Raw genomic sequence first — 12,984 nt, forward strand, 5'->3', positions numbered from 1 at the left:
GAGGTCGGCGGAAATGTCGGAATGAAAAAGGGCGGCGCTGCCTTGCCGCAGCACCGCCCGAATGGGTGGGACGATCTTCTCTTTTTAACCGTCGAGCGCCGCCATGAAGGCGGCCACAGCAGCCTCGAGCCGGTGCCGGTCGATACTGGAGAAATCGCGCTCCATCTGCAGCTCGACCTTGCCGTCCCTCGCGGCGCAGCGGACTGTCCCCGCGGGGACAGTGCAGCGCAACGTCGTTTTGGCGGCGGCATTGCGCGTCGCCCCGGCGCGAGGCTTGGCCGCTTTCGGGGCAGATTTCAGAAGGTCCTGGAGCACCGCAACCTCGTAGTCCGGCGAAATCTCGCCCTGCCCGTCCATCGCCTCGCGCAGTCGCGTTTCGAAGCCGTCCTCCGACGCCAGCCGCTTGTTCAGCTCGAGCCCGAGATTGCGCGAAATCGCCTGCGGATGCTGAAGCGCGTCGCCCACCTGCTCGATCAGCGAGGCGAAATGCCGGATGTAGCTGCGCTTCTGCCGACCGGCGGAGGCGAAGAGCGCATCGATGGCCGACTCCAGATCCTCCGCCGAGGTGCCGGGATCCTCGGTATAGCGCAACGCCAGCACTGCCATTTCGGCGAACGAGATGTCACGGCGCACGAGGTTCTCGTCGACCATGCGGCGATAGAGCTGCTCGAGCTCGGCCCCCGTGGCGATCAGCCCCGCCGGGATCTTCGCGAACGCCTCGTCACCGGTCTCGGCATAAAGCTCGCGATAGGCCCGCAGGCGACGGAAGCCCTGCACCAGTTCGTAGCCCTCGCCGGAGGGCTCGACCTGGATCGGATTCGAGAGCCCAATCGCCAGAATAGAGTCTTTCAGCTCGCCGATCTCTGTGTCCTGACCGGGCCCACGGTCGCGGGTCAGCTTCTCGATGCGGATGGCATCGAGCGGGATCAGGTCGGTGATCAGACCGGCGCGCTTTAGCCGAACATGCTCGTGTGCGAGCCGGTCATTTTCTTCCCGGATGGCGCGCTCGGCCTCGGCGCGCTGGCGCAGCGCGTCGGCGTTTTCGGAGATCGCCGCCGCCATGGGACCGCGCCGCCCTTCGGGGCGCGCAGGCTCGGACGCCTCGCTGCGTTTCGCGCCGGTGAAAACGCCATCGGCGTTGCCAGGAAAGTCGATGTCGAAACCGCGTCGCTTGCTCATGCCTCATCCTCCAGCTTGTCCCATGCGGCCAGCACGTGGCCGCGGAATTCTTCATAGGCGCGGTCGAACGAGGCGCGCGCCCTGCGCCAAGTCTCGCGCGTCATCTCGCGATAGTCGATCTCGTAGATCGAGCTCAGGAACCGGCCCGACTGTTCGACCGCGCGGGTCATCTCGATGGCGTTGTCGGTCACTCTGTCGCCCCAAACGTTTTGAAAGGCTGACCGCATCGCACGATGCAACTCGTTGCCCGGCTCATACCGGGTGAGCAGGAAGCGGACATCGTAGAAGACCTTGGGCAATTGCAGTGTCCCCGCGGGGACAACCCCCTCGAACCCGCTCAGGTCCGCGAGCGCTTCGGAGAGCTGGCCGATGAAGGACGTGGTGGAGTCGTACTCCCAATAGCCCGGGCCGGATGGGATATAGAGCATGTCGGCGGCGAAGACGGCGTTCATGCTCTGGTAGCCGATGGCCGGAGGGCAGTCGAAGATGACGAGGTCATAGGCATCCGGGGGCAGGGCGTCGAGATAGCGCGACACCGCGGCGAAGAACGACCATTCGGGATTGAGGTGGCGGTACTGCGCCGAGGCGAACTCGACGAAGGCGGCATTGGCACAGGAGGGGATGACGTCGATGGTGGGCCAGCTGGTGGGCTTGATGAAATCGGTCACCCGCAGGTCGCGCAGCCCCATGCCGGTGATCGCCTCGGGGAGCTTGCGCTGGGGCAGGGCGGACCCGCTCTCGGCGCCGCGCATCGCGGCGTTCATCCGGTCGGTCTCACGAATGAGGTCGCGCGCCATGATGCCCCAGACCGTGTATTCCTCGGTCACGTCGCTGAGCCCCATGGAATGCGACAGCGTGGCCTGCGGATCGAAATCGACGCAGAGCACGCGGTAGCCGTCGAGCGCGGCCGCATGGGCGAAGTGCAGCGCGACGGTGGACTTGCCGGCGCCGCCTTTGAAATTCGAGATCGCCACACGGAAGGCGCGCTTGTTCGCGGGGCGGGGGGGCATCATGCTCTTGCGATTGACCTTGAGCTTGCGGCGGATCTCGTTGATCTCCTCGAGCGCATACCAGCGCTGGCGGCCATCCTCTTCGACGAGGCCCTGGGGCAGGGAGGGATCGGCGGCGAGGCGACCGCGCAGGGTGGACTGGTTGACCTGAAGGATCAGCTCCGCCACCTCCCAGCTTGAGAACCGACGAAGCCGCTTCTCAAGCTCCGGCGAAAAGGTCTGCTGCCGGATCCAGCTCTGCATCTTGAGGGATTGCGCCTGCATCTGCGCAAGGTCGTCATGGGTGAACATGGTGTCTCCTGTCTGTGCCCCCTTGTCTGTCCCCGCGGGGACAGCTGCGCCCGGCGCGTGTCCCCGTGGGGACAAGGTGCCGAAAGCGAGGGAACGTAAATCTGCTCTGTTTCCGTATTTACGCCGGTTTGCGCGTTTTGACAAAATCTATTATCACTGAAAGTGGAATTGTGGCGGTTCTGACAAACCCCAATGAATGCGCGCCCCCAAGCCGTATTCCCGCCATGGGCACCGATTCGCCAAGTGGCTGGGCTGACGGCGAAAATATTGGGGGACATCGCGATCGTCAGGGATACATATTGGGGGACATTTTTGCCCCAATAGGGGACAGCCAGCGTGTCCCCCACTACCAGAATACCAATATTTTCTATCGAAAAAGGGAGAGGGAACCGGAGGCAATTGCCGCGAGCCTTGACAGAATCGTATCTCCGGACGCAAATGGGTGAAGATCAGGAAAGAGCGCTGAGTTGCCGATCAAACGAACGGTGAATGAGCAGCGTCTTTACCTTCACGGGCCAGATAACGAGTCCGGACGAGGCAGGCCCGCAGCACGGGGCAAGACACGAGGGCAGGACATGCTTGCCAAGAAAACGGTCGGGCGCAATGCCGCGGCCTTCAAGTACGATCTGCTCACCGTGATGGGAGCGTTCGCCCTTGCCCAGGAGAAAGGGCGGCAGCGGCTTGTTCTGCGCCTGATGACGCTTGTCACGGCACGCTACAACTGGGCGCGCGATGAGCTGGCTGTCGGTCAGCGCGAGATTGCGAGGCTGTGGCAGGTCGACGAACGGACGGTCAAACGCGAGATGGCGAAGCTTCGGGCGATGGGCTGGCTGGTGGTCACGCGTCAGGGGGCGCGGGGCAGGGTGAGCGAGTACGCCCTCGGCATCGAGCGCATCCTCGAGGACAGTCGCGAAAGGTGGGCCGACGTGGGGCCTGATCTTGAGCATCGGCTCTCCGGCACGGAGGAGATGCCCGAAAAGGTGGTTCCACTCCCGGTCAAGGGACGCGTTGCGGCGCCCGACCTGACGGATGGCAGTGAGTGGTCTCTGGCAAAGGCGTTGCTCCACGCCGAAGATCCGGGTCTTTACGGCTCCTGGATCGCAGCGCTGGACCGCGGCAGCAGGGCAGGGGGGCGGTTGCACCTCAGAGCCCCCTCACGGTTCCATGCAACCTATGTTGTCACACATCTCTCCGGGCATCTGCTGAGCGCCTGCCAGACCGTGGACGCAAGCGTCGACGAGGTGATCGTCGAGGCGTGAGCCGGACCTCGGCGTTGGTCGGTCATCAGCATCGCCATAGATGGCCATCGTAGAAGACGCCGATCAGGGTCACGCGAAACGTTGGGCTGACCGAAGGGCCGAAAAAGGCCCAAGATCGCCTTCCTTCGCATCGAGCCGCATCGCCCGACACGGGCGGATCTTTGCGGAAGAGACCTGCTTCAGAGAAGCGACGCGCCGCTGAACGGAGGGGCGTATCGCCCGAGATGATCGCTATTGATCGACGGTCTCGCGGACCTGCACCAAGTCAGGGCATCCGGCGAAAGATCTGAAGCCTGGACGTCTGTGAGAGATCGTGACCGGGAGCTGCGTCAACGGGGGCGTGTCGATCGGGAGAGCCTGTGGGGCCACCTGCGTCGACACGTCGAGCTACCACTGCACGTCCCGGCGCACGCATCAGGCTGCCGTCGAGAGGCGGATCAAGGAGATCTGAGAGACGCGGGTTCAATAAGGCTACCGGCGTGTCCATGTTCTGCTGCGGCGACTAAGCTGGACCATCAATATCAAGATGACGCGCAGGATTTACAATGAGTTGGGGCCTCAACTCAGGAACAAGCAGCCGAAGTGTCGGGTGAAGGCGAAGCTGCAGCAGGATCAGTCGCCGCGTTGACAGCTGTCAACTTCGCGGCGCCCGTCCGGATCTCATTCGGTGGGAACTGTAATCCCGGCCTCGGTCAGGCAGGCGTGGATGCGGGCGAAGGTCTCGTTCGGCTCCATCGCATCGTGCTTGCTCTGCCGCAGAAGATCCTCGAGCGGCTGGAACAGCTTGATCGCCGCGTCGACTTCCACGTCGCTGCCGGGCCGGTAGGCGCCGATGCGGATCAGTTCTTCCATGTCGGCATAACGCGCCATGGCGCGGCGGGCGGCGCGGTAGATCGCGTATTCCTCGGGGGCGTGACAGTCCGGCAGCATCCGCGAGATCGAGCGCAGCACGTTGACCGCCGGAAAGCGCCCGGTCTCGGCAATGCGGCGGTCGAGCACGATATGGCCGTCCATGATCCCGCGCACCGCGTCGGCGATGGGATCGTCCATGTCGTCGCCGTCCACGAGAACGGTGTAGAGCGCGGTGATGTCGCCAGCCTCGCCGCTGCCCGGACCGGCGCGTTCCAGCATCCGCGGAAGCTCGGCGAAGGTGGTGGGCGGGTAGCCCTTGGCGGTGGGCGGCTCGCCACCGGCGAGTCCGATCTCGCGCTGCGCCATGGCGAAGCGGGTGACGCTGTCGAGCAGCAGCAGAACCTGCTTGCCCTGATCGCGGAAGTGCTCGGCCACCGTGGTTGCGGTCCAGGCCGCCTGCCGCCGCATCAGCGGAGGTTCGTCGCCGGTGGAGACGATGACGACCGCGCGGGCCAGACCGTCTTCGCCAAGATCCTCCTGAAGGAAATCCTGCACCTCGCGGCCACGTTCGCCGATCAGGCCCACGACGATGACATCGGCCTGCGCGTTGCGCGCCAGCATCGACATCATCGTCGACTTGCCCACACCGGAGCCCGAGAACACGCCCATGCGCTGGCCCCGGCACAGCGGCGCGAACACGTCCATCACCTTGAGCCGCGTTGCCAGCCGGTCGCCCACGCGGCGGCGGGTGAAGGCCGGGGGAGGGGAGGCGCGCAGCGGGCGCGGGCTCGAACCTTCGGGCAGATGTCCCTTACCGTCCAGCGGTTGGCCGAGCGCGTTCACCACGCGCCCGATCCAGGCCTCGTCGGGGCGCAGCTCGGCGCCGGAGCGGGTGACCGCCACCGGATCGCCGGTGCGCACGCCGTCCCAGCTTCCGAAGGGCAGGAGCCGCGTCCCGCTCTCATCGATGCCCACGACCTCGGCCAGCACCGGCCCGTTGGCGCCCTGCACGACGCAATGCGCGCCGATGCCAACGGCCCGCTCGAGCCCCGACACGGTCAGCACCAGCCCGAGCGCCGAGGTCACCTGCCCGGTTATGCTTGCGCGCTCGATGGTGCGCGTAAGGCTAGAGAGCTCTGAAAAGGCTGTGTGCATGGTTCTATCCATTGCTAAGCAAGATTTATTCATGCTATCTTTGATTAAGGCAAAAGGAAACTGTTCATGAAGCTTGGTGGAATGTCCTTTTTTCAGCTGGCCTCGCAGCGCATGACATGGCTGGGGGCCCGTCAGGCTGTGATCTCGGAGAACGTCGCGAATGCCGATACGCCGAACTACAAGGCGAAGACGGTCAGCGGGTTCGACGCCATGCTCGAGAACGGGAATGCGATGCAGGGGCTTCGGGTCACCGACACGCGCCACATCACCAGCAGCGGCGAGGCACCGAACGGCGTGCGGGTCACCGCGGACGAGGACGCGTGGGAAGGCAGCATCGACGGCAACACCGTGGCGCTTGAGCAGCAGACCATCGACGCGGCGGAAGTGGCCGGCAACTACCGGCTGGCCGCCGAGCTCTATCGCCGCGGGCACAGCCTGCTGACCATCGCCGTCACCGGCGTCAGATAAGAGGGCAGGGCATGGACACGCTCAAGACAGTTCTTTCGGTTGCCGCAAGCGGGATGCGCGCGCAGGGCGAGCGGCTCAAGGTGGTGTCGGAGAACGTCGCCAACGCCAGCTCCACCGGCAATGCCAGTGGCGACGATCCCTATCGCCGCAAGATCATCTCGTTTCAGGAGATGGTCGACCGGGACAGCGGCGCCTCGATGGTCGAGGTCGACGGCATCCGCCGCGACGACGCCGATTTCCAGCTGAACTACGACCCCTCGCATCCGGCCGCAGACGCGGATGGCTTCGTGAAGGTGTCGAACGTCAACACCATCCTCGAGATGAGCAACATGCGCGAAGCCTCGCGCAGCTACCAGGCCAACCTGAACATGTTCGAGACCGGGCGCACCATGCGCACGCAGCTTCTCGACCTGCTGAAATAAGACTGAAGACTTATGGCGACCGAAACCTCCTCCCTCCTCTCGATCAATGCCGCATCCGGGGCCTACCGGGCCTCGAAAAGCATGGCGGCCGAGGCCGTCGCCAGCCCCGCACGCGATGACAGCAAGCCGAGCTTCGCCGACATGGTGTCGCAGGCGGGCGCGGACGCCGTGCAGACGATCCGGGAGGCCGAGGCGACGGCGCAGACCGGGCTGCGCGGCAATGCCGACACGCAGGCGGTGGTCGAGGCGACGCTCGAGCTCGACTCGACCGTCAAGACAGCGGTGGCGGTGCGCGACAAGCTGGTCGAGGCCTACCAGGAAATCATCCGTATGCCGATCTGATCGGAGGGGAGGCGGTCGTGACCGAGAGCGATACCTACACGATCCTGTCGGACGCCTTCCTTGCCGTGCTCTACGGGTCCGGCCCGATCATGGCCATCGCGCTGGTGGTGGGCCTCATCATCGCGTTCTTCCAGGCGCTGACCCAGGTGCAGGAAATGACCCTGACCTTCGTGCCCAAGATCGTGGCGATCTTCATCGGTCTGCTGGCGTTCACGCCGCTGATGTACACCGTGGTCAAGCGGCTCTCGGATCGTGCCTTCGACCTGATCGTGAGCGGCGGACTGTGATGCGGATGCTGCGCGGTCTTCTGATCCTACTGGCGCTGGTCGCGGGGCAGGGGGCGCTGGCCGACTGGAGCGATTTCTATCGCCCGTCCGAACGTGTCTCGCAGGCACCGCAGGCTTTGCGGTCAGGCCCGGTCGGCAATCCGGCGGGGGTCTGCATCCACGAGATCCTGCGCGCCCAGCTGCGTCACCAGATCCCCGGCAACCTTCTGCTCGGGATCGGCCTGCAGGAAAGCGGCATGATGCACGAGGGCGAGCTGACCATCTGGCCCTGGGTCGCCAATGCCGATGGCGACGGGCGCTTCTTCGACACGCCGCAATCGGCGGCAAGCTGGGTGCGGGCGCGGCAGGCGGCGGGGGTCGAGTCCATCGATGTCGGCTGTATGCAGGTGAACCTGCGCTGGCACCCGGATGCGTTCGTTCAGCTCGAGGACGGCTTCGACCCGGCGCGCAACGTCGATTACGCGGCGCGGTTTTTGGTGCAGCTTTATGAAAAGACCGGCGACTGGGTCAAGGCGGCCGGGCACTACCACTCGGCCACCGAGGTGCATCAGGGCGTCTATCTCGACCGGCTCAAGCAGAACGTCACCATCGCCAACGAGCGGCTCGATATCTTCCGCCAGCTCGCCGCCTCGGGCAGCGGCGGCGGGGCAGGGGGGATCGGTCTCGCGGCGGTGGCGGCGGTCACCGCCGAGCCGCTGCCCTCGGGGCATTTCTGGACCTCCGACATCACCCTTCGCTCGGGCGCGGCCAGCAGCGGCGCCCGCAGCCTGTTCGGGCGCGAGACGCTCTCGCCGGTGCTGCCAGCCTTCCGAAAGATGTTCTGATGTCGATGTCCGATCCCTCCACGACGTCGCTGCCGGGCTGGCTGGGCCGCAGCCACGGCAACCGCGACATCGGCTTCGCCATCGCGGTGACGCTGATCCTTGCGGTGCTGTTCGTGCCGCTGCCTGCGGCGGTGCTGGATTTCGGGCTCGCGGTGTCGCTGTCGGTTTCGGTTCTGGTGCTGATGGTGGCCTTGTGGATTCCCAAGCCTCTGGAATTCAACAGCTTTCCGACACTCCTGCTCGTCGTCACCATGCTGCGCCTGTCGCTGAACGTGGCCTCGACCCGGCTGATCCTGTCCGAAGGCCACACCGGCCCGAGCGCCGCCGGCGGGGTGATCGAGGGCTTCTCGCGGTTCATCGTCTCGGGCAATTTCATCATCGGCATCGTGGTCTTCGCGATCCTCGTGGTGATCAACTTCGTGGTCATCACCAAGGGCTCGACCCGCATCGCCGAGGTCTCGGCGCGCTTCTCGCTCGACTCGATGCCGGGCAAGCAGATGGCGATCGACGCCGATCTCGGCGCCGGCCTCATCGACGAGGAACAGGCCCGCACCCGCCGCAAGGAGATCGAGGACGAGAGCGGCTTCTTCGGGGCGATGGACGGTGCCTCGAAATTCGTGCGCGGCGACGCGGTGGCGGGGATCATCATCACCCTGATCAACGTCATCGGCGGCATCCTGATCGGCGTGGCGCAGCACGGGCTGTCGCTGTCCGAGGCGGCGGGGTTCTACACCGTGCTCACCATCGGCGACGGTCTCGTGTCGCAGGTGCCGGCGCTGATCGTGTCGCTGGCGGCGGGCCTCATCGTCACCAAGGGCGGCACCGAGGGCGCCGCCAACGAGGCGGTGCTGGGCCAGCTCTCGAAGTTCCCCAAGGCGCTGTTCATGGCGTCCGTCCTGCTGTTCGGCATCGGCCTTCTGCCCGGCTTTCCCAGCCTGATCTTCACCGCGCTGGCGGCGATCATGACCTTCCTCGGCATGATGGTGATGCGGCAGGCCGAGACGGCGCGGGCCAGTGCCGACCGCGCCGAGGCGGCAAAGCAGCGGGCCGAGGCCGCCGCGCCCGAGGACACCATCAAGGATACGCTCAAGCTCGACGGTCTGCGCCTCGAGCTGGGACAGGCGCTGGTGCCGCTGATCTCCAACAGCGACGCGGCGCTGGCGGGCAAGATCAAGAGCCTGCGCAACCTCTTCGCCCGCGAGTTCGGCTTCGTGCTGCCCTCGGTGCGGATCAAGGACGAACCGATGCTGCCGGGTCAGACCTACGCGATCACCGTGCAGGGGGTCGAGGTGGCGCGCGGCGAGATCCGCCCGAACGGACTCATGGTGGTCAATCCCGGCGAATGCGGCCTGTCGGGCGAGCGCGGCAAGGACCCGACCTTCGGACTCGAGGCGCTCTGGGTCGATGCCGAGACCGGCGCCCGTGCCGAGGCCATGGGCCTGACGGTGGTCGATCCCGAGAGCGTCATCATCACCCACCTGACCGAGGTGGTGAAAGAGCACCTGCCCGAGCTGATGACCTATGGCGCGACGCAGAGCCTGATCGAGGGGCTCGACCGCGAATACCAGAAGCTGGTCAGCGACATCCCCGGCAACGCGCCGATGGTGCTGGTGCAACACGTGCTGCAGACCCTGCTGGCCGAGCGCGTCTCGATCCGAAACCTGCCGCTGATCGTGGAATCCATCGCCGAGGCCAAGCGCACGACCTCGAGCGTGACCCAGATCACCGAGGCGGTGCGGCGGCGGCTGTCGAACCAGATCTGCAAGTCGCTGGTCGACGACAACGGCTTCATCTCGGTGATCTCGATGTCGCCCGCCTGGGAGAAGGAATTCCTCGAGGCGCTGCGCGTCAACGGCGACGAGCGCAACTTCGTGATGTCGCCGCAGCGGGTTCAGGAATTCGTCCTGCAGGCGCGCCGCGAGATCCAGAAATTCGCCGAGCAGGATCAGTGGCCGGCGCTGCTGGTCAGCCCCGAGGTGCGCAGCTTCGTGCGCTCCATGCTCGAGCGCGTCAGCCCGATGACCGTGGTGCTGTCGCACAACGAGATCCATCGCAAGACCGCGCTGCGCACCGTGGCGACCGTGGGTCAGTAGGGTGAACCTCGCCGCGCTCCTCACCGTCGAGTTCCTTGGCGTGGCGCTGGTCTTCGCCCGCATCGGCGGGATGCTGATGTTCCTGCCGGCGCTTGGCGAGAGCGTCATCCCGGTGCGCCACCGGCTGGCCTTTGCGGTGCTGCTGTCGCTGGCGCTCTATCCGGCGGTGCCGCAGGGGCCGGTGTCGCTCGATGCGCCGGGTCCGCTGGTCGCGGCGCTGGCCATCGAGCTGACGCTGGGCCTGTGGATCGGCCTCACCGCCCGCATCCTGCTCACCGCGCTGGAATTCGCGGGCTACCAGGTCGGCCTCGTTTCGGGCCTGTCGAACGCGTTCTCGCCCAGCCTCGGCTCGTTTCAGGGCTCGACGCTGATCTCCACCGGTCTGATGCTGGGCGGCGTGGCGATGATCTTCGCCACCGACCTGCATCACCTGATCATCGGCGCCATGGTCAGCAGCTACGACCTGTTCCCGCCGGGGCAGATCCTGCCCGCGGATCTGGCGCAGCAGATCGTCAAGGCGGTGTCGCAGAGCTTCTACCTCGGCCTGTCGATCGTGGCGCCATTCTACGTCATGGGGCTGCTGGTCAATCTCGGGATGGGGCTGGCCGCGCGGATGATGCCGTCGCTGCCGGTGTTCTTCGTGGCCGCCCCCGTGCTGATCATGGCGGGGCTTCTGGTGCTGGTCATGGCCACGCCGGTGATGCTGCGCGAATTCGCCGAGCGCTTCGGCGAATGGCTCGGCCTGCTGGTGTTCTAGACCATGGCGGATCAGGACGAGGACAAGGACAACAAGACCGAAGAGCCGACAGAGCGAAAGCTCCGAAAGTCGCGCGAGAAGGGCGACGTCGCCTCCTCCAAGGAGGCCGGCAACGTCATGGCGGTGCTGTCGCTCTTCGCCATCACCGCCTTCGTGCTGCCGTCGGTGTCGGCGCCGCTTGCGGGGGTGTTCCGCAACGTGCTGGAAAGCGCCGGGCAGATCCATGTCGGCACCGATCTGGCGGGCCTGCGCGATCTGGGGGCGGTGAGCTGGAAGGTGCTGCGCGGGGTGGGCATCCTGCTCGGACCGCTGATGGCGCTGATGGTGATCGGCGCGATGGCCGGCGTCGCGCTGCAGGGCGAGGTGGTGGTGGCCGCCGAGCGGCTGAAGCCGAAATGGTCCAAGATCTCGCCGCTGTCGGGCTTCAAGCGCCTGTTCTCGCTCGCCGCCTTTGTCGAGTTCCTCAAGAGCGTCACCAAGGTGCTTCTGGTCGGCGTGATCGCGGGCTGGGTGGTGCTGAACGCGGTCGGCCGGATCTGGCAGACGCAGGGTCTCCTGCCCGAGAGGGTGACCGATTTCATCCGCGCCGAGGCGTCGCGGATGCTGCTCATCACGCTGGCCCTGGTGAGCGTGATCGCGGTGGCCGACATCCTGTGGAAGCGCTTCGATCACCGTCGCAAGCAGCGCATGTCGATGAAAGAGATCAAGGACGAGGTCAAGGAGACCGAGGGCGACCCGCTGATCCGCTCCAAGCGCATGAACATCCGCCGCGAGCGGGCGCGCCAGCGTCTCGCGCAGGCGGTGCCGCGGGCCACCGTGGTGCTCACCAACCCGACCCATTTCGCGGTGGCGCTGAAATACGAGAACGGCGTCGACATGGCGCCGGTCTGCGTGGCCAAGGGGGCCGACCTGCTGGCCGCGCGGATCCGCGAGCTGGCCAAGGAGAACGAGATCCCGATGGTCGAGAACCGCCCGCTGGCGCGCGCCCTGCACGACGTGGCCGAGCTCGATCAACCGATCCCGGTCGAGCATTGGGAGGCGGTGGCGGCGATCATCGGCTATATCATGGATCTCGAACGAAACATCCGGCGCCAGCCGCCCGAGGGCTCCAGCCTGCGGGAAGAGGCGTAGGGCAGGGGGCAAGTGATGGGTGACGAGACCGGGGCGGCGCAGGATTGCGTCTGGGAGGTGGATGGGCTGCGGCTGGCCGGGCGTGCATGGGGGCCGCGCGACGGCACGCCGGTGCTGGCGCTGCACGGCTGGATGGATCACGCCGACAGCTTTCAGGAACTGGCGCCGAGGCTCGCGGGCTGCCGCGTGGTGGCGCTCGATCTGAGCGGGCAGGGGCTCAGCGGTCATCGCGCGGCCCATGCCACCTACAACATCTGGGACGACCTGCCGCAGATCGCCGAGCTGCTCGACCTGCTGGGCTGGCAGGACTGCGTCCTGCTTGGCCATTCGCGCGGCGCCAATATCGCCGGGCTCTTCGCGGCGGCGCAGCCGGGCCGGGTGCGGGCGCTGATCGCGCTCGACTCGCTGGTGCCGGAGCCCGATCCGGACGAGACCATCGTGACCACGCTCACCGCCTTCATCGAGCAGACCCGCAAGCAGAAGGCGCGGCCGCCGCGCCTGTTCCCGTCGACCGAGGCCTATATCGAGCGCCGGACGGCGCAAGGCAACGCGCGCCGCACCTCGGAGGCGCTGGCAGAGCGGGCGCTGGCGCCGCATCCCGACGGGGTGAGTCTGCGCGGCGACCCGCGGCTCTTCGCGCGCTCGGCGGTGAAGCTGAAACAGGCGGATGTGGAGGCGGTGTTGCGGGCGTGGCGCTGCCCGGTGCTGAATATCTGGGCCACGGAGGGCATCAAGAGCAAGCGCCCGGTGCTGGCGCAGCTCGCCGCGCGTGCGGGAGAACTGGTGATGACGTACGAGACTGCCGAGCTGGCCGGCGATCACCACTTTCACCTCGAACCCGGCGCGGCGGGGCAGATCGCCGAGGCGGTGCTCGCCTTCCTAGATCGTCACGGGTGCCGCTGACCGCGGGCTCA

Annotated in this window: 13 protein-coding genes and 1 pseudogene; 11 read left to right on the forward strand and 3 right to left on the reverse strand. The window is 66.3% G+C overall.

The window, feature by feature from the left end; all coding sequences use genetic code 11:
- Window positions 1-84: 84 nt before the first annotated feature.
- Together LCM15_RS18340 and LCM15_RS18345 are read right to left on the reverse strand one after the other, a co-directional pair.
- Window positions 85-1,179, reverse strand: coding sequence for a ParB/RepB/Spo0J family partition protein (locus tag LCM15_RS18340; RefSeq protein ID WP_224858983.1), 1,095 nt, complete (start codon window positions 1,177-1,179; stop codon window positions 85-87).
- Window positions 1,176-2,480 (reverse strand): AAA family ATPase, encoded by a 1,305-nt coding sequence (locus LCM15_RS18345; protein WP_224858985.1) that lies wholly within the window; start codon window positions 2,478-2,480, stop codon window positions 1,176-1,178. The genes LCM15_RS18340 and LCM15_RS18345 overlap by 4 nt, the downstream gene beginning before the upstream one ends.
- Window positions 2,481-3,055: 575 nt before the next feature.
- On the opposite strand from LCM15_RS18345, the gene LCM15_RS18350 reads away from it, so the two are divergent.
- Both LCM15_RS18350 and LCM15_RS18355 read left to right on the forward strand, forming a co-directional pair.
- Window positions 3,056-3,739, forward strand: a complete 684-nt coding sequence (locus LCM15_RS18350; RefSeq protein WP_224858987.1) for a hypothetical protein — start codon at window positions 3,056-3,058, stop codon at window positions 3,737-3,739.
- A 307-nt stretch (window positions 3,740-4,046) separates the two neighbouring features.
- Window positions 4,047-4,355 (forward strand): annotated as a pseudogene (locus LCM15_RS18355) (IS3 family transposase); the annotation flags it as partial.
- Between the two features lie 44 nt (window positions 4,356-4,399).
- On the opposite strand, the gene fliI reads toward LCM15_RS18355, so the two are convergent.
- The gene (gene fliI / locus LCM15_RS18360) at window positions 4,400-5,746 is read right to left on the reverse strand and encodes a flagellar protein export ATPase FliI (protein WP_224858989.1); all 1,347 of its coding nucleotides are present in this window, start codon (window positions 5,744-5,746) and stop codon (window positions 4,400-4,402) included.
- Between the two features lie 66 nt (window positions 5,747-5,812).
- On the opposite strand from fliI, the gene flgB reads away from it, so the two are divergent.
- From flgB to LCM15_RS18405, 9 genes are read left to right on the forward strand one after another with little or no spacing between them, the layout of a single operon-like run.
- Window positions 5,813-6,214 (forward strand): flagellar basal body rod protein FlgB, encoded by a 402-nt coding sequence (flgB, locus tag LCM15_RS18365; protein ID WP_224858991.1) that lies wholly within the window; start codon window positions 5,813-5,815, stop codon window positions 6,212-6,214.
- A gap of 11 nt (window positions 6,215-6,225) precedes the next feature.
- A complete protein-coding gene (flgC, locus tag LCM15_RS18370) occupies window positions 6,226-6,636 on the forward strand; it encodes a flagellar basal body rod protein FlgC (RefSeq protein ID WP_224858993.1) in 411 nt (136 codons plus the stop codon).
- A gap of 12 nt (window positions 6,637-6,648) precedes the next feature.
- Window positions 6,649-6,978 carry a flagellar hook-basal body complex protein FliE gene (locus LCM15_RS18375; RefSeq protein ID WP_224858995.1) on the forward strand — a complete coding sequence of 110 codons (330 nt, stop codon included), beginning with the start codon at window positions 6,649-6,651 and terminating at the stop codon, window positions 6,976-6,978.
- Window positions 6,979-6,995: 17 nt separating this feature from the next.
- Window positions 6,996-7,265 (forward strand): flagellar biosynthetic protein FliQ, encoded by a 270-nt coding sequence (locus tag LCM15_RS18380; protein ID WP_007803913.1) that lies wholly within the window; start codon window positions 6,996-6,998, stop codon window positions 7,263-7,265.
- Entirely contained in the window at window positions 7,265-8,089 is an 825-nt protein-coding gene (locus LCM15_RS18385) for a lytic transglycosylase domain-containing protein (RefSeq protein ID WP_224858997.1), read from the forward strand. Before LCM15_RS18380 ends, LCM15_RS18385 begins: the two co-directional genes overlap by 1 nt.
- Window positions 8,090-8,094: 5 nt before the next feature.
- Entirely contained in the window at window positions 8,095-10,182 is a 2,088-nt protein-coding gene (gene flhA, locus LCM15_RS18390; protein WP_412103302.1) for a flagellar biosynthesis protein FlhA, read from the forward strand.
- Window position 10,183: 1 nt separating this feature from the next.
- Window positions 10,184-10,939: a flagellar biosynthetic protein FliR gene (locus tag LCM15_RS18395; protein ID WP_224859001.1), complete on the forward strand. Its 756-nt coding sequence runs from the start codon at window positions 10,184-10,186 to the stop codon at window positions 10,937-10,939.
- 3 nt (window positions 10,940-10,942) lie between these two features.
- Window positions 10,943-12,070, forward strand: coding sequence for a flagellar biosynthesis protein FlhB (locus tag LCM15_RS18400; protein WP_224859003.1), 1,128 nt, complete (start codon window positions 10,943-10,945; stop codon window positions 12,068-12,070).
- A gap of 15 nt (window positions 12,071-12,085) precedes the next feature.
- On the forward strand, window positions 12,086-12,973 hold the full coding sequence (locus LCM15_RS18405) for an alpha/beta hydrolase (protein WP_224859005.1): 888 nt from the start codon (window positions 12,086-12,088) through the stop codon (window positions 12,971-12,973).
- Window positions 12,974-12,984: the final 11 nt, after the last annotated feature.

This window comes from Salipiger bermudensis (genome assembly GCF_020171625.1).
GTDB classification, from domain to species: domain Bacteria; phylum Pseudomonadota; class Alphaproteobacteria; order Rhodobacterales; family Rhodobacteraceae; genus Salipiger; species Salipiger bermudensis_B.